Source organism: Lysobacter sp. BMK333-48F3 (genome assembly GCF_019733395.1).
Taxonomy (GTDB): Bacteria; Pseudomonadota; Gammaproteobacteria; order Xanthomonadales; family Xanthomonadaceae; genus Lysobacter.
This window is the reverse complement of sequence record NZ_JAIHOO010000001.1, coordinates 1,937,299-1,952,812: the sequence shown is the minus strand read 5'-3', so window position 1 is coordinate 1,952,812 and position 15,514 is coordinate 1,937,299. Positions and strand designations below refer to the sequence as shown.

Below are 15,514 nucleotides of genomic sequence, written 5' to 3'. Positions count from 1 at the left end.
CGCCTTGCTGAACTGTGATCTGTTGAATGAAACGATATAACATTTCATTCAAGCGGCGACAGTACGGGGCGAGGCGGGAGCGCGTCAATACGCTCCCGGCCGATTCGGTCCGGAATTGCGACGTCGGTAGCGGGCCGGCCGCGCCGGCGCAGGGCCGGCGCGACGGCGGGAGCCTCAGTGCAGGCGGATGAAGTCGTTGGCCGAGGTACGGCGCGAGCGGCGCGCGACCTCGAAGCCGTTCGAGGAGCCCTTGCGGTCGGTGTTGCCTTCGATGCTGAGGAAGCTGTCGCGGTCGCCGTCGAAGGCGAAGCCGGTATGGATCCAGTCGCTGGCGGTCTTGCGCACCAGGAAGATCCCGCAGCCGCCCGGCGCGGCGATGTCGCGCCCGCCGGCGACCGTGCGCCCGGCGACGAAGCGGCCGGCCGATTTGGCCTGCGCGGCCAGTTCGTCGCAGCCGAAGCTGCCGGCGATCGGCGGCGCCGCGCCGACCGCTTCGGCGGCCTGGCGCAGGACGAAGCTGACGAAGCCGGCGCACCACAGCATGGCGTCGCCCTGGCTGCCCTTCATGTACAGCCGCACCCAGGGCCCGCGGTTGGCGCCGCCCAGTTCGATCGGATGCGCGGCCAGGTGCTGCTCGGCGAACCAGCGCACCGCCTGCGCGTAAGGCTTGGCCGGCGCCTGCGCAGGCAGGGCGACGATCCGCGCCAGCGGTTCGCTCAGCGCCTGCCACAAGGCTTCGTCGAGCGTGCCGGAGAAGCCCAGTTGCTTGCGCCGGGCGAATTCGGCCAGCGCGCGGCCGGTGGCCGGACCGAACTTGCCGTCCACCGGAGTGCCGTTGCCGTGATAGCCCAGCCATTCCTGAACCCGTTTGGTCGGCGCGCCGTTCGCGCCCTGGCTCAAGGCGCCCGGAAACTCCAGTTCGCGCCGCACGTACGTCTGATCCTGCAAGGCCATGAAACACGCTCCCTGGCGGCGGCATCCTTGCGCGCGCACGTCCCGCCGCCCGCGGTTGCCCCGGACGCTGCGCTCGCGCGCCGCGGCGCCCTGCCGCGACATTCCAGCCAACGCGGCGCGAGCGCCGGCGCGGTCATCGCGGCGGCGTTCGTTTTTGCAACGCCGTGCGGCGGCCGGACGCGGCGCGGCTCACGACGCGTCGTGGAAGATCAGGCCCAGGGTATGGCGACGGCCCGCGCGCACCCGGCTGACGCCGTGCTTGAGCGCGACCCGATAATGCCCGCGCGCGCCGGGCTGCGGACGATGCCGCACCGCGAACGCGACCGCGTCGCCCTGGCGCAGCGGCACCACCTCGACCCGCGACTGCATGCGCGGCCGCTGTTCGGTCAGGACGAACTCGCCGCCGTCGAAATCCCGGCCCGGTTCGGACAGCAGGATCGCCACCTGCAAGGGAAACAGGTGCTCGCCGTACACGTCCTGGTGCAGGCAGTTGTAGTCGTCCTCGCCGTAGCGCAGCAGCAAGGGCGTCGGCCGCTGCTGACCGGCGCGATGGCAGCGCTGCAGATACTCGTCCAAGCTCGGCGGATAGTCCGCCGCTTCGCCCAGCGTCTGGCTCCAGCGCGCGGCGGTCGCGGCCAGCGGCGGGTACAAGGCGGTGCGCAGCGCCTGCACCGGCGCCGGCAAGGGATAGCGGTAATAGCGATACTCGCCGCGGCCGAAACCGTGCCGGGCCATCACCACCCGACTGCGATAGCGCACCTCGTCGTCGTAGGCCTCGGCCAGGGCCGTGCATTCGCGCGCCGTCAGCAGTCCGGGCAGCACTGCGTTGCCGCGCCGGTCGAGTTCGGCGCCGATCCGGGCCCAGTCCTGCGCGGCGACGCGCGCGGCGATCGACGCATCGCCGTCCGCGGTGCAGCGAAGATCGGTCTCGTCCTGCGCGGCGAACAAGGGCAGCGATGAAATTCGGCGCATCCGCGCGCTCCCTGCATGACTTTCGTCAGGCCATGATCCGTTTTCGCGCCGCGCGCGCTATCCGAATCCTGCTGCGGGCTGAATCGTTTCGCCCGCTTCGATCGAACGGCGATCTTGCCGAATTTGCCGTCAACGCTTGCCCGCGGCGGACGGGTTCAGCCGCCAGCCAGACTGGCGCGAAGAGACGGTGACGGGCGCACTCCAACCTAGGACTTATGACCTAGGCCATCGGGACTTATGACCTACGTCGGCGCGCCAAGGACCATGCGCAGAACGTTAAGTTCCTAATAAAAACCCCGGAAAATTCAGGTCCGATTGAAGTGCGGCGACGATACTGCGCACACCGAATCGCAAGGACGCTTCACTCCGAAGCGCGCGATACGGAATAAGACCAATAAGAGGCTCAGACCTTATGAAGCGTGCATTGCTTGCCCTCACCCTCGCCGCCGCCCTGCCGTTCGCCGCCGCCAATGCGGCCGAGGGCGTGTCCTACAACTACGTCGAAGCCGGCTACGCCAAGACCGACGCCAAGAACAGCTTCGCCGACTCCGACGGCTGGGCGATCAACGGCTCCTACGCCTTCCTGCCGAACTTCCACGTGTTCGGCGGTTACTCCAAGCAGGAAACCGATTCCGAAAACTTCGGCACCTTCCGCATTCCCAGCGTCGATGTCGACCAGTGGAACGTCGGCGTCGGCTACAACCACGAACTGACCAAGCGCGTCGACCTGGTGACCCGCGTCGCTTATCAGCAGAACAAGACCGACTACGGCAGCTGGTTCGGCGATTACAAGCTCAAGGGCGGCAGCGTCGAAGCCGGCGTGCGCGGCACCCTGACCCCGAACTGGGAAGGCTATGCCTTCGCCGGTTACCAGGATTACGACAAGCACTACGACGGCGAGTTCTACGGCCGCATCGGCACCCAGGTGAAGTTCAACCAGAACTGGGGCATCACCGCCGACGCCAAGTTCATCGACGGCGGCCAGAAAGAGTTCTTCATCGGCCCGCGCTACAGCTTCTAAAGAAAGCGCTACCGGGAAGCACCCGGCAACAATCGCGATTCTTTCTCTCTCTCCCCCGAAACGTCGCGATGAGCCCGGCCGCAAGGCCGGGCTCTTTTTTTGCGCATGGCGACGCGCGGCTGAAGCGGTCGCGGCTCAGGATCGGAGGAAATCCCGGCGCAGGGCCGCCGCTACGGGAAACCGGCGGCGCTCAGTCCTGCTCGGCCTTCGGCTCTTCGCCGACGCCCTGCAGCGCCTGCTGCAACTGCTCGCCCAGTTCGCGTTCGAGCTGCTTTTCCGCGGCGCGCTCGGGCGTGGCCAGGCGCAGTTCCTCGCAGGCCACCGAATCGGAGTGCTCGGCGCAGACCTTGCGGATTCCGGCCAACAGCGCTTCGTCGCCGGTATTGAGATAGGCGGACACGACATTGCCGCAGCCTTCGCGCACGTGCATCGCGCAGACCTTGTCGTAGGACGCCGCCGCGCCCTTCCAGTCGCCGCCGAGCGCGGCGACATGGCCGATGCCCATGCAGGCCGACATCGAGCCGCGCGCGCAGCAAGCTTCGGCGCCGCCGGGTTCGGTCAGCGCGCACTGGTCGACCTTGTAGGCCGCCTCGCGCAGCTTGGCGCCGGCTTGCGGCAGCGCGATCGGCGCGCACTGGCCGGCGCGCACCCGTTGGTAGACGTGGTAGCGGGTCCAATCGTCCTGGCCGACCAGGGTGTCGGCGTCGATCCAGCGCAGCACGAAATCGTCGCCCTTGTCGTGGCGCACCAGCACCTCGTCCTCGCGCAGGCGGTAGGGCATGGTGGCCGCGCCGTCTTCGGAGACCGCCGCGTTGCCGTCGTCGAAACGGAAACCGCCGAACAGCGATTCGTCGTCCGACACGTACCAACCGCAGGGCTGGCGCGGCGCTTGCCGCGCCGGCGCGTCGCGCAGCGCGGTGCCGGTCCAGCGGGCGACGCGGTCGCAGGCGTTCTTGCTCAGCCGGCGGTCGCAGGTGGACTGCGAGATCGCGCGCGTCGACGCGTAGCGTCCGGCGATCCATTCCTGCTCGGCCAGCGATTCGCAGGCGCCGCCGCTGCCGACCTCGTCGCAGGCGACGCGCAGGGCGGCGATCGAGGCCGGACTCAGCGCATCGGTACGGAACATCACCAGCGGCGCGTCCGCCTCGCGCGGAGTCAGCGCCTTGGCCCAAACCTCGCAGGCGTAGTGGCTGCGGTCCTCGCGGCAATGACGCTCGAGCTTGCCCAATCGATCGGGCTGCTTGCCTTCCGGGTCGTAGCTGAGCACGTCGACGCAGGACTGGACGTCGCCGGCGGCGCAATCGGCGGCGCTGTCGTTGTCCTGGCCGGCGGCGTAGGCGACGCCGTCGTTGCGGTGCGCGGCGCAGGTCGCGGTCTTGACCCGCTTCAGGCGCTTGGGCTGCGGCTCGAACAGGCTGGGCTGGCGCTCCAGGTCGCCGTCCGGCAGCAGCTTGTATTCGGTGCTGAGGGTGCTGTCGGCGTTGCGCACGCGGACCCGGTCGCCGTCGATGCGGTAGCGGTACGGGCCCTGGGCCGAAACGAAGCCTTCGCGATCGTGGGCGAGCGCGCGTTCGCCGTCGAAGCTGAGGGTGCCGTCGTATTCCTCGCCGCTGTCGTAGGTGCCGCAAGGCGCGTCCGCGGCGAACGCCGGCGCCGCCAGCAGGGTCGAGAGCAACAGCGGGACTGCACGAAGAAATCGCATGGTCTTCCTTCCTTGGGACGGGGGCGCGCAGCGGCGGCACCGGGCCGCGGCGATGCGTCGCGGGCGGACCGGTGCGGCAGCGGGCCGGGGATCAACCGAACAGGTCGGTCGGGTATTCGGGCTTCTGCTCGCGCGAGAGCAGCTTGCGCAGGCCGTCGGCGGGGGTGATGCGGCCGTGCAGCACTTCGCGCACCGCGCTGGAGATCGGCAATTCGATGCCGTGGCGTTCGGCCTGGCGCATGACCTCGTCGGCGGTCTGCACCGACTCGACCACCTGGCCGATCTCGCGCACCGCGTCTTCGATCGACTGGCCGCGGCCCAGGGCCAGGCCGAGGCGGCGGTTGCGCGACAGGTCGCCGGTGCAGGTCAGCACCAGGTCGCCGAGGCCGGCCAGGCCCATCAGGGTCTCGGGCTGGCCGCCAATGGCCTGGTTGAGCCGCAGCATTTCGTTGAGGCCGCGGGTGATCAGGCCGGCGCGCGCGTTGAGGCCGAGCTGCATGCCGTCGGCGACGCCGGTGGCCACCGCGAGCACGTTCTTCATCGCCCCGCCGAGCTCGGCGCCGAGCATGTCGTCGCCGGTGTAGGCGCGGAACGCCGGGCCGTGCAAGGCGTCGGCCACTGCCTGGGCGAAATCGGCGTCGTCGGAATGCACGGTCAGCGCGGTCGGCAGGCCTTGCGCGACTTCCTTGGCGAACGAGGGGCCGGTGACCACCGCCAGCGGCACGCCGGCGCCGAGCACTTCTTCGGCGACTTCATGCAGGAAACGGCCGCTGCCGGGCTCGAAGCCCTTGGTCGCCCAGGCCACGCCGGCGCGGGCCGGACGGTGCGGAGCGAGCGAGCGCAGGGTTTCGGCGAAGGCGTGCGAGGGCGTCACCACCAGCACCAGGTCGGCGTCTTGCAGCGACTGGGCCAGGTCGGTGGTCGCACGCAGGCTCGCCGGCAAGGCGATGCCGGGCAGGTAGCGCGGGTTCTCGTGGCGGCCGTCGATGGCCGCGGCGACATCGGCGTCGCGGCCCCACAGCACGGTCGGATGACCGTGCCGGGCGATCAGGGCGGCCAGGGCGGTGCCCCAGGAGCCGGCGCCGAGCACCGCGATGCTCGGCTTGCGCGCCGTGTCGGACGGGTCGTGCGTCATGCGCGAACGGGTCCGTAGGTCGGGATCAGGCGTTGCCGGCGGTTTCCGCGTCGGCCAGGCCGCCTTCGGCCTGGGACGAGCGCTGGCGCAGGCCTTCGGCGTACAGGGCGTCGAAGTTGATCGGCTGGAGGAAGAACGGCGGGAAGCCGCCGGCCTGGATCAGGTCGCTGATCAGCTGGCGCGCGTACGGGTACAGCACGTTCGGGCAGTGGGTGCCGAGCATCGCGTCCAGGGTCGGGCCGTCGAAGCCGATCAGGCCGAACACGCCGGCCTGCTTCACTTCGGCCAGGTACATCGGCTTGTCGTTGGCGGCGCAGGTCAGGGTGATGCCGAGCACCACCTCGAACGCGTTCTCGCCGACGCGCTGCACGTTCTGCGACAGGTTCAGCTGCAGCTGCGGCTGGGCGGCTTCGGCGAACACGGCCGGAGCGCCGGGGACTTCGAAGGAGACGTCCTTGACGTAGATCTTCTCGACGGTGAACGCGGGGCCGGTTGCGGCTTCTTCGGCCGGCGCGACGGCGCCGTTGACGTTTTCTTCGGACATCGGGTGATTCCCCCAGCGGAATAAGTGTTGGAAAAGAAGGTGTTGGAAAAGAAGGTTTCGGAAAAGAAGCCGATTATGCCCGCTCGGCCGGAGCGGGCCAAACCGCCGCTCGGCGGCCCGGGATTGTGGATTGAGGCGGATCCGGGCCAATCAAGGGCCAGCACGACCGCGATCACAACGACCGGGCCGGCGCCAGCCTAGCCGGCGCCGATGGCGCGGCTGCGACAGCTCAGGCGCGGCCCTTGACCAGGGGCAGCTCGGCCTGCATCCAGGCCTGGATGCCGCCGTCGAGCCAGTAGACCTGCTCGAAACCGGCCTTCTTGAGCCGCTTGGCGGCATCGGCCGAGGCCTGGCCGGTGCGGCACACGGCGACCACCGGCAGCGCCTTGGCGCCGTTGAGCAGCTTGCTTTCCGGATCGAACTGGCTCGGCTGGACCGAACGGCTGCCGGCGATGTGGCCCTTTTCGAAGTCGTTGCTGGCCGACAGGTCGACCACCAGGGCGTTGTCGCGGTTGATCAGCGCGGTCAGCTCGGCCGGGCGCAGGGCCTTGTAGCCGCGGAACAGGCGCGCGATCTCGGTGTACAGGATGGCCAGGGTCAGGCCGACGAAGCCCAACGACAGGTACATGTGGCGGCCGGCGAACGCCAGCAGTTCATCGAAGCTCACGGCAGACTCTTTCCGGATCGGCGCTCAACGGGCCCCTGCGGGCCCGAACGGGGCGGCGATTGTCGCCCAGGGCGGGCCCGGGCGCAAAAGGCCCGGAAATAGCGGGAGCAGGCAGGAGATGGCGGCAAGCCGGACGCGGCGACCGGACGGCCCCGCTGGCGCGCAAGAACAAGCGCCAACGGCCTGGCTCGCTCCGCTGCGCTATTTCCTCGCGGTTACTGCCCTTCCCACAGATCCGGCAAGCCGCTGATCAGCCACCAGGTCTTGGCTTCCGGATCCCAGGTCCAGGCCTCGACGTAGCGCACGCTGCGCTCGCCCAGGGTATGCCGGTTGATCACGCCGATGTTGACCACCCGCGCGGCCGAGCCCTTTTCCTTGTCCACTTCGCTGCCGGCGTCGTGGTAGGCGGAGATCTGGATCTGCTTGTAGCGCTCCAGCTGCAGCGGGGTCGGCGCCAGCTTCTTGCGCAGCTTGGGCTCGATCATGTTGGCCGCGCCCTCGAAGTCGCCCCAGCGGATCGCCGCCGAATAGGCGTACTGGGCTTCGGTCAGCTTGTTGTTCTGGGTGCCGGTGGTCTGGCAGCCGGCCAGGCTCAGCAAGACGAGCAGGGCCAAGGCCGCCCACGAGGTCTTCAGCAACGGTCGCATCTGTGCGCTCCGGCAAGAATGAGGTTCGACGCGCATCCTACCGGGCGCGTCAGGGCTTAGCGATGGCGACGTAGCGCGCCGTGAACTCGGTCGCGATCCCGCCCTCCGGCAGCAGCGCGCGCGCGACCAGCGAGGTGCGGGCGCGGCCGCGCTCGCGCAGGGTGGCCAGGAAACTGTTCCAGTCGGCGTCGGCGGCCAGTTCGGCGTGCACGTCCAGGTCGGCGAACAACGGCGCGAGGTAACGGATCTGGCTGTCGGCGACGAACACCTCGGCGCGCAGGCCGGCCTGTTCGATGCCGAGCGAGACCACGCCCCACGAGGCCAGGGTCATCATCGACGCCAGGCTGCCGCCGAAGGCGCAGCCCTTGTCGTTGACGTGATCGGCCAGCGGCGCATGCAGGCGCAGGCGGCGGCCGTCGTAGCCGGCGATGGAAACCCGCATCGCCGCGACCGGCGGCATCGATTGATAGTGCGCGTGGAGACGTTGCAAAGCGGCGTCGTGAGTCATCGGTACCGAAGCGGAGGTGGGGGATTGGGGGACGTGCGCGGCAGCGTCGCACTGCCCTGGGCGGTTGCGCTGTGCCAAGCTGGCCGCATGAGCCGCGCACCGCGTCGACCGCCGCGATGGTACGTGATCTCGCTGCGTCCGAGCGGCGAGCACGCGCCTTTGCGTCGCCTCGCCGCGCAATACGGCGGCGGATTGATCGCCTTGTCGCCGTGGCGCTTGCGCACCCGCGACGACGCCGACACGCGCGCGCTGCTCGACCGCGCGCTCGGCGCGACGCGGGCGCTGGCGACCAGCCCGGCCGCAGCGCGCGCGCTGCACCAACTGCGCCCGGACTGGCGCGCGCCGGCGACGCAGCGCTGGTACGCGGTCGGTGCCGGCACCGCCGCGGCGCTGGCCGCGGCCGGCATCGACCCGGTGCGTTGGCCGCAGCGGATGGACAGTGAAGGCCTGTTGCAACTGCCGGACCTGCAGGACCTGGACGGCGAAGACTTCGCCCTGCTGACCGCGCCCGGCGGCCGCGGCCTGATCGAACCGGCGCTGCGCGCGCGCGGCGCACGGGTGATCCGCGCCGATGTCTACGAACGCCTCGCGCTGGCGCCGTCGCGCGCGCAGGCGCAGCGGCTGTGCGCGCTGGACGCGCCGACGCTGCTGGCGCTGTCCAGCGGCGAAGCCCTGCAACGCGTGCTCGCGCAGTTGCCCGAGGCCGCCGGCGCGGCCCTGCGCCGGGCCCGGGTCAGTGCGGCCAGCGCGCGCCTGGCGCAGTTGGCGCGCGAACTGGGTTTCGCCGAGGTCGCCGTCGCCGCCGGCCCGCAGCCGGAACAATTGCTCGCGCCGGGCCTGCGCCCGGCACCGTGACCGGTTTGCGCGGCAGGCCTCGTCAAGGCTGTCTTGATGCCCGCTTCCGGTAGCATGGCCGAGCCATGAACTCCCCCCTCGACACCGTGTCCACCCCTTCCGCGACTCCCCCGCCGCGCCGCGGCTCCGCCGCCTGGTTCTGGCTGCTCGTCGTGCTGCTGCTCGCCGCCGCCGGCGGCTGGTTCGGCTGGCGCGAATGGCAGCACCGCCAGGCCGAAGTGCGCGCCGCCGAAGCCGACGCCGGCCAGCGCCTGGACGCGCTGAGCCAGCGCCTGGACGCCTTGCGCACCAACCAGGACGCGCACAACCGCCGCCTGGTCCAGGCCGACAACACCAACCGGGTGTTGCGCGACGAGCTGCACGGCATCGGCCAGCGCGCCGCGCTGATCGAGGACAGCGTGTCCAAGCTCGCCGATCCCGACCGCCACGGCGCCCAGGCGATGCGCCTGGACGAGACCGAACTGCTGCTGACCCTGGGCCAGCAGCGCCTGCTGATCGCCGGCGACCTGGAAGGCGCGCGCCGCGCCTATGCCCTGGCCGGCGGCGTGCTCGACGGCATCGACGATCCGGCCTATCTGAGCCTGCGCCAGACCCTGCTGCAGGAATCGGCCGCGCTCAAGGAACTGGGCATCGAGCCGCGGGTGCAGGCGATGGCCAAGCTCGACGCGCTGGCGCAGAGCCTGAGCTTGCCGGCGGCGACGCCGGCGCAGGCCGTGGCGTCCACCGCGCCGTGGTGGAAGCGCGCCTTCGGCGTGCTGATCGACGTGCAGCCGCGCGATCGCAGCATCGCCACCCACCCCGACGACCGCGCCGCCGCGCTGGCCGGGCTGCAACTGGAAATCACCCTGGCCCGCGCCGCCGCCGAACGCCGCGACGTCGAGGGCTATCGCGCCGCGCTCAAGCGCGCCGAAGCCTGGGTGCTGCGCCTGTCGGCGCCGTCGCCGGCGCAGCAGCGCCAGCTCGCGCAGTTGCGCGAATCGGCCGCGCTGCCGCTTTCACTCTCGGTTCCGACCCTGGGCACCACACTGCAACAGTTGCGCCAGTTGCGCACGGCCCGCTGAACGGCCGCCCCGACCGCCGGCGCGATAAGGAGGTGCCGCAATGAACCTGTTCCGCAATCTGCTGTTCTGGATCGTGCTCGCGCTGGTCGGTGCGCTGGTCGCGCAACTGCTGGTGCAGGACCCGGGCGAGATCGTCGTCACCTACGGCGACTACCGCTACCTGACCAACCTGCCCAAGGCGCTGCTGATGCTGATCGGCGGCCTGCTCGCGCTGTGGCTGGTGTGGAAGGCCTTGAGCCTGCCGTTCGTGGCGATGCGCCGGCACCGCAAGAAGCAGGCCCGGGCGCGCCTGCTCGACGGCCTGGACGCGCTGCATCAGGGCCACTGGACCCGTGCCGAGAAATCGCTGGCGCTGGCCGCGCGCAATCCCGAAGTGCGCGCGCTGGCCGAAGTCGGCGCCGCGCGCGCCGCCGCCGCGCGCGGCGATGCCGCGGCCAAGATGCAGCACCTGGATGCGCTCGCCGTCGATCACCCGATCGCGCGCGCCTTGACCGTGGCCGAGTTCGCGCTCGCCGAACAACGCCCCGCCGACGCCCTCGCCGCGCTCGACGCGCCGGCCGCGCAGCCGCTGCCGCCGCGCGGCCTGGCCCTGCGCGCGCAGGCGCTGGCCGCGCTCGGCCGCGCCGGCGAGGCCTACGGCCTGCTCGGCGCGCTGCGCCAGCACGCGGTGCACTCGCCGGAGCAACTGAACCGGCTGGAAGCGGCCTGGGCCGAAGCGGCGCTGCGCGAAGCCGCCGACGCCAACGTCCTGGCCGACCACTGGGAAGCCCTGCCCAAGCCGCTCAAGACCGAGCCGGCCGCGGTCGCCGCTTACGCCGAACGCGCCGCCGCGCTGCGTTGGGAGGAGGCCGCGGCCAAGAGCGTGGAGCAGGCGCTGGACGCGCGCTGGGACGAATCGCTGGCGGCGTTGTACGGACGCCTGCCGATCGGCCGCCTGGAAGAACGCCGCGCCCACGCCGACCGCTGGCTGGCCGCGCACCCGGGCAGCCCGGCGTTGCTGGTGACCCTGGCTCGCCTCGCCCGCGCCCAGGGCCAATGGCCGCAGGCCGAGGCTTATCTGCACCGCGCCCTGGCCCAGGGCGCGAACGCCGAGGCCTGGGAAGAACTCGGCCACGGCTTCGCCCAGGCCGGCGACGAGAACCGCGCCCGGCTCAGCTACGTCAACGCCCTGCGCGCCGCGCGCGGCGAAACCGCGACCGAGCTGCCGGGCCGCGACCTGCGCCAGAAGCTGTTCGACGAAGCGGTGGTCGAGGAACGCGACGAGTTCGGCATGCCGCGCTTGCGCGGCTGAGCGCGGCGTCGCCTCGGCGCTTCGCTTGAACTCCGGCGCGGCCCTGCGGCCGCGCCGACTCACGGCTCGTATCGTGGCAAGCCGTCAAGAAATGCGGGGGTGCAACCGCGAAACCGCGCGTAGTGTTCGCCCACGGCCACCGGCACCAACGGCCGGGCGAACCAGTGCCCGAACGCTAGCGCCAGCAGCAAGACGACCAGTGCGTACAGCATCCAGATCGCCGACGGGGCAACGAAAAACATGACCGCTCCGGCGCCGATGCCGAGCCAGCGTGTCGCGTTGAGTCCGGCACGCCAGCGCTCGTGGCGAGCGCACAAGCCCAAGGTCACCTCGACCTTCTTGCGCACCAACGCGACCGCGATCGCATAGATCAGCAGGTTGATCGGCGCCAGCAGATACAGCACCCATGGGTGCCAAACGAAACTACGCCGCTGCATCGGTATCGCCGCCGGAGCGTTGCACTTCACACAGCGCGCCGGCAATCGCGAATGATTACCGACCACCAACAGCCCCTCCGCATGCCATGGTCCCAGGCGACGCTGCGGATCTTCGCCTAGTAGAGAATCGATTTCGGTTTCCGGATCGAATGTCGGCATGGCTCGCCTGCGGCGGTCAGCCATCGAGGCCGCGAAAGCGCGGCAAGGTATCGAGAAACGCGCGACCGCAACCGCCGAAACGCGCGTAGCGCTCGCTGATGCGTTTGGGATGAACCAGCCGCGCGAGGCTCATGCCGGCCACGATCGAGGCCAGCAACGCGACCACGGCCAGCGCGAACAATTCCGGCCCGCCGCCCCTGACCAGGGCGGCCACGAAAATGCCGGTCGCGATCAGGAACAGCCCGGTCGCAAGACTCAGGCCCAGCGTGCGCCGGCGGCCGTGCTGCTCGCACAGACCTGCACTGAGGTGGGTTTTCTTGCGCACCAGCACGGCCACAAGCGCGTAAACCAGCAGATTGATCAGAATCAGCAGGTAGTAGCCGCCGTTGTGCCAGTAATAGCGTCGGCGCTTGAGCGCGCCCGATGGCGCGTTGCATTTGATGCAGCGTTGCGGCAACCGGGCGTCGTGGCGTACGACCAAGTCGGCGCCATCGCGCCATGGACCATTACGGTCGTCCTCGGCCTGGGCGGCGAATGCGCTTTGCGGCGCCTCGTAAGGGTTGAACGTGGGCATCGCATGCGCTCCCTGCGCTGCGCACCGGCCCCAGGCCCCCTGCCCGGCACAGCGGCGTCGACTGCGCGAATACGGTCGGCGCCTGCGGACCGCCGTAGCGCCCGCTAGACACCGGCCGTATCGGCGGACATCGTAGCGATTGGGCGGATTTTCGCAATGTGTGTCACAAAAACGGCGGCGCTGGCAGGCGCCGCCGCTAGTGGTGCCGACTGCGCTCAGCGCAGCGGCAGGCTCAAGGTCGACGGATTCGCCGCCGGCGAGCTGAAGCTGACCGTGCCGCCGAGACGGCTGGCCGAGGCGTAGCGCGGGTCCTCGGTGTCGATCACCAGCACCAGCCGGCGCCCGGCCGGGATGTCCCAGCTGGTCGCTTCCAGGCGCAGGTCCAGGGTCTGGGCCACGCCCGGCGTCGCGCCGCGCAACGAGTACGGCTTATGGCTCAGCAGCGAGCCGTTGCCGAGCAGGTCGACGCTGTAGAGGTAGGCGAACAGGCTGACCTCCGACTGGCTCGGGGTCACGGTGATGCGCAGCTGCGGCATGCCGCTGAGCTGGCGCGGCAGCCAATGCATCGGGCTCTCCCAGACCGCCGCGCCGGCGCGCGCGACCAACGGGATCGAGGCCTGCGGCGCGACCTGCAGCGATTGCAGGAAACCGCTGACCATGGCGATGCCGGAGTCGGCGACGGTGGGCAGGCCGGTGAGGATCGAGTGGCGCCAGCCGGTGCTGGGCGCGGCGCTGAGGTCGCCGGTCGGCGCGATCAGGCCGCTGGGCCGGGTCAGCGCGAACACGGTCGCGCCGCTTTGCACCGCGTTCCAGTCGGCGTAGCCGCGCCAATCGCCGTCCTGCGATTTCAGCCGCACCCGCGGTTCGCGCTCGACGCCGTTGTCCAGGCCCTTGAGGTGGCGGTCGAACCAACGCCCGACCGCGTCGTAGATGTCGTTGGGCAGGCCCAGCGCGCCGGGCGCCTCGACCGTGGCGTGATCGCCGTGACTGAACAACAGCTGCTTGGGCCCGGTCAGGCGGCCGTAGAAATCGATGTACTGGCCCGGCGGAAACAGGCTGTCGTTGTACGCGTTGGCGAGCAGCACCGCGGTGCCGTTGCGGTTGAGCGCGGCGACGTCGGTGGCCGGGCTGCGTTGCGGCACCACCGGCAGCAGGTCGGCGACCGCGCCGTCGTGATCGCCGAGCGCGATCTTGGCGGTGGCGCCGGCCAGCTCCGGGCCGGGCCGGCCGGTCAGCGCGCCGGCCAGCACCAGCAGGCTGGTGCCCTGCTTGCTGACGGTGCGGTTGGCGTACAGCGAGGCTTCCAGGTCGGCCCAGCCGCTGAGCGCGGCCACCGCCTTGATCCGCGGGTCGCGCTCGGCGGCGAGCAGGCTGATGCCGGCGCCGTAGGAAATGCCGCTGGCGCCGATCCGCTGCGGGTTCGACGGGGTATGCGCCAGCGCCCAGTCGATCACCGCGCTGACGTCCTCGACCGTGCCCAGCCCGGCGATGTCGATCAGTCCCTGCGAATCCCAGAACCCGCGCGAGGTGTAGCTGACCACCACGTAGCCGCGGCTGGCGAGCAGGCCGCCGCGGCCGACGTATTCGAGGTTCGGCACCGCCCAGCTGGCCGGCATCACCAGCAGCGGGAACGGCCCCGGGCCCTGGTCCTTGGGCACCATCACGAAGGCGCCGAGTTCGGCGCCGTCCCAACCGGCGATGCGCTGGTAGGAACCGGTGAAACCGCCGGCCCAGGCCGGCGAAACCGCGACGCACAGGAACAGACACAACAGCCACGACCGGATTGCGCGCATGAGATCGTCCCCTCCCAAGGACCGTCCAGCACGAATGGATACGTTTGCGTATGGTGTGTTGCCGGACGACCGTACCATCGCGCATGGAAGCGCTACAACGGCTGCGAAACCGACTTTCGTGAACCTGCGCGATGCGGGTCACGGAACCGGTATCCGGCCTGGCGTCGAGGGTGTGCTTTCCGATCCGCCGAAGACGGCGCCGGCCCCGCCCATGCAGGACGGGCCGAGGGCGCCGGGCGCTGCGCGCAGGCCGAAGCGGCACGCTGCGCAGGCAGCGTTGGCCTGCGCAGCGGAGCCGACCGCGGCCTCGCGCTTCGGGGCGCGCGGTTTGGCGCCCGCGGCCTCGCTCAGAAGTGGACGATCTTGCCGTCGTCGTCCAGGCGCGCATTGCTCGGATCGCGCGCCTGGACCAGTTGCAGTTGCGCGTCGACGATCTTGCCCAGGTAGTCGCGGGTTTCGACGTCTTCGAGCTTGGCCAGCGCCGGGTCGGCGCGCACGGCCAGGAACGTCGCGCGCGCGTCGTCGAAACGGCCCAGGCGCCGCTGCAGTTCGCCGACCACCAGCCGCGCATGCACGCCGTCTTCGCTGCCGGCCTGGCGCTGCGCGCGCTGCTGCCAGGCCTGCAAGGCCTGCTCGGCGTAGCGCGGATAGCGCTCCGGGCCGGCTTCCCAGGTCGCCTGCAGCCAGACGTTGGCGGTCGCATCGGCGCTGGCGCCGGCGAAGGCCATCTGCCGGGCGAGGCGGTAATACGGGGTTTCTTCGGCGATCCAGCCGCGGTACTCGGCCGAGGCGACGAAGGCGCGCAGCTTGGCCAGCTCCTCGGCGCCGTAGTCGCGTTGCTCGATCACGATGAAGCCGTTGCCCGGGCAGGCCGGCAGCGGCGCCGGCGCGGCGATCGGGCCGAACGGACGGGTGTCGAAGTAGCGCCCGAACGAGGTGCCGGAACTCATCACCCGGCTGGTGAAACTCTTGCCGTCGATCGGGCAGACCAGGGCCTGGTCGGCGAAGGTCAGGGCCTGCGCCGGCGCGGCGGCCAGGACCAGCAACAACAGGGCGAACGGACGGGACATGACGACTCCTTGTCGTGCGAGGGAACGTATCGGAGAACGCGCGAGCGGGCCGACCGGGGTCGGGCGACGACCGGCGTCGCGGCAAGCCCCACGGTGCCTCCCCCGGCCGTGACGGCACGCACAT

The 15,514-nt window shown here is 70.6% G+C and carries 16 protein-coding genes; 4 read left to right on the top strand and 12 right to left on the bottom strand.

Going from position 1 to position 15,514, the window contains the following annotated elements; translation table 11 throughout:
- Nucleotides 1-174: 174 nt before the first annotated feature.
- Complete coding sequence (locus K4L06_RS08255; RefSeq protein ID WP_221670942.1) at nucleotides 175-954, bottom strand: peptidoglycan-binding domain-containing protein; 780 nt, start codon at nucleotides 952-954, stop codon at nucleotides 175-177.
- 189 nt (nucleotides 955-1,143) lie between these two features.
- Nucleotides 1,144-1,926 carry a 2OG-Fe(II) oxygenase gene (locus tag K4L06_RS08250; protein ID WP_221670941.1) on the bottom strand — a complete coding sequence of 261 codons (783 nt, stop codon included), beginning with the start codon at nucleotides 1,924-1,926 and terminating at the stop codon, nucleotides 1,144-1,146.
- A gap of 412 nt (nucleotides 1,927-2,338) precedes the next feature.
- Between K4L06_RS08250 and K4L06_RS08245 the strand changes: the two genes are divergently transcribed.
- Complete coding sequence (locus K4L06_RS08245; protein ID WP_221670940.1) at nucleotides 2,339-2,947, top strand: diffusible signal factor-reguated Ax21 faimly protein; 609 nt, start codon at nucleotides 2,339-2,341, stop codon at nucleotides 2,945-2,947.
- A gap of 190 nt (nucleotides 2,948-3,137) precedes the next feature.
- Here K4L06_RS08245 and K4L06_RS08240 read toward each other — a convergent pair whose 3' ends face one another.
- The 6 genes from K4L06_RS08240 to K4L06_RS08215 all read right to left on the bottom strand — a co-directional run bounded on the left by K4L06_RS08240 (nucleotide 3,138) and on the right by K4L06_RS08215 (nucleotide 8,132).
- Complete coding sequence (locus K4L06_RS08240; RefSeq protein WP_221670939.1) at nucleotides 3,138-4,649, bottom strand: hypothetical protein; 1,512 nt, start codon at nucleotides 4,647-4,649, stop codon at nucleotides 3,138-3,140.
- Between the two features lie 91 nt (nucleotides 4,650-4,740).
- Nucleotides 4,741-5,784: an NAD(P)H-dependent glycerol-3-phosphate dehydrogenase gene (locus tag K4L06_RS08235; RefSeq protein ID WP_221670938.1), complete on the bottom strand. Its 1,044-nt coding sequence runs from the start codon at nucleotides 5,782-5,784 to the stop codon at nucleotides 4,741-4,743.
- A 25-nt stretch (nucleotides 5,785-5,809) separates the two neighbouring features.
- The gene (gene secB, locus K4L06_RS08230) at nucleotides 5,810-6,328 is read right to left on the bottom strand and encodes a protein-export chaperone SecB (protein ID WP_221670937.1); all 519 of its coding nucleotides are present in this window, start codon (nucleotides 6,326-6,328) and stop codon (nucleotides 5,810-5,812) included.
- A gap of 229 nt (nucleotides 6,329-6,557) precedes the next feature.
- Nucleotides 6,558-6,995 carry a rhodanese-like domain-containing protein gene (locus K4L06_RS08225; protein ID WP_221670936.1) on the bottom strand — a complete coding sequence of 146 codons (438 nt, stop codon included), beginning with the start codon at nucleotides 6,993-6,995 and terminating at the stop codon, nucleotides 6,558-6,560.
- 215 nt (nucleotides 6,996-7,210) lie between these two features.
- Nucleotides 7,211-7,642, bottom strand: a complete 432-nt coding sequence (locus K4L06_RS08220; RefSeq protein WP_221670935.1) for a hypothetical protein — start codon at nucleotides 7,640-7,642, stop codon at nucleotides 7,211-7,213.
- Between the two features lie 49 nt (nucleotides 7,643-7,691).
- Complete coding sequence (locus K4L06_RS08215) at nucleotides 7,692-8,132, bottom strand: YiiD C-terminal domain-containing protein (protein ID WP_255595020.1); 441 nt, start codon at nucleotides 8,130-8,132, stop codon at nucleotides 7,692-7,694.
- A 141-nt stretch (nucleotides 8,133-8,273) separates the two neighbouring features.
- Between K4L06_RS08215 and K4L06_RS08210 the strand changes: the two genes are divergently transcribed.
- From K4L06_RS08210 to K4L06_RS08200, 3 genes are all read left to right on the top strand, one after another.
- Nucleotides 8,274-9,005 (top strand): uroporphyrinogen-III synthase, encoded by a 732-nt coding sequence (locus K4L06_RS08210; protein ID WP_343225742.1) that lies wholly within the window; start codon nucleotides 8,274-8,276, stop codon nucleotides 9,003-9,005.
- 65 nt (nucleotides 9,006-9,070) lie between these two features.
- Entirely contained in the window at nucleotides 9,071-10,066 is a 996-nt protein-coding gene (locus K4L06_RS08205; protein WP_221670932.1) for a uroporphyrinogen-III C-methyltransferase, read from the top strand.
- A gap of 40 nt (nucleotides 10,067-10,106) precedes the next feature.
- Nucleotides 10,107-11,357, top strand: coding sequence for a heme biosynthesis HemY N-terminal domain-containing protein (locus K4L06_RS08200; protein WP_221670931.1), 1,251 nt, complete (start codon nucleotides 10,107-10,109; stop codon nucleotides 11,355-11,357).
- A 59-nt stretch (nucleotides 11,358-11,416) separates the two neighbouring features.
- Here the strand turns inward: K4L06_RS08200 and K4L06_RS08195 are convergent, their stop codons facing one another.
- The 4 genes from K4L06_RS08195 to K4L06_RS08180 all read right to left on the bottom strand — a co-directional run bounded on the left by K4L06_RS08195 (nucleotide 11,417) and on the right by K4L06_RS08180 (nucleotide 15,390).
- Nucleotides 11,417-11,953, bottom strand: coding sequence for a hypothetical protein (locus K4L06_RS08195; RefSeq protein ID WP_221670930.1), 537 nt, complete (start codon nucleotides 11,951-11,953; stop codon nucleotides 11,417-11,419).
- Nucleotides 11,954-11,969: 16 nt separating this feature from the next.
- Nucleotides 11,970-12,527 (bottom strand): hypothetical protein, encoded by a 558-nt coding sequence (locus tag K4L06_RS08190; protein ID WP_221670929.1) that lies wholly within the window; start codon nucleotides 12,525-12,527, stop codon nucleotides 11,970-11,972.
- 215 nt (nucleotides 12,528-12,742) lie between these two features.
- Nucleotides 12,743-14,320, bottom strand: coding sequence for a CocE/NonD family hydrolase (locus tag K4L06_RS08185; RefSeq protein WP_221670928.1), 1,578 nt, complete (start codon nucleotides 14,318-14,320; stop codon nucleotides 12,743-12,745).
- A 347-nt stretch (nucleotides 14,321-14,667) separates the two neighbouring features.
- Entirely contained in the window at nucleotides 14,668-15,390 is a 723-nt protein-coding gene (locus K4L06_RS08180; RefSeq protein ID WP_221670927.1) for a hypothetical protein, read from the bottom strand.
- Nucleotides 15,391-15,514 lie beyond the last annotated feature (124 nt).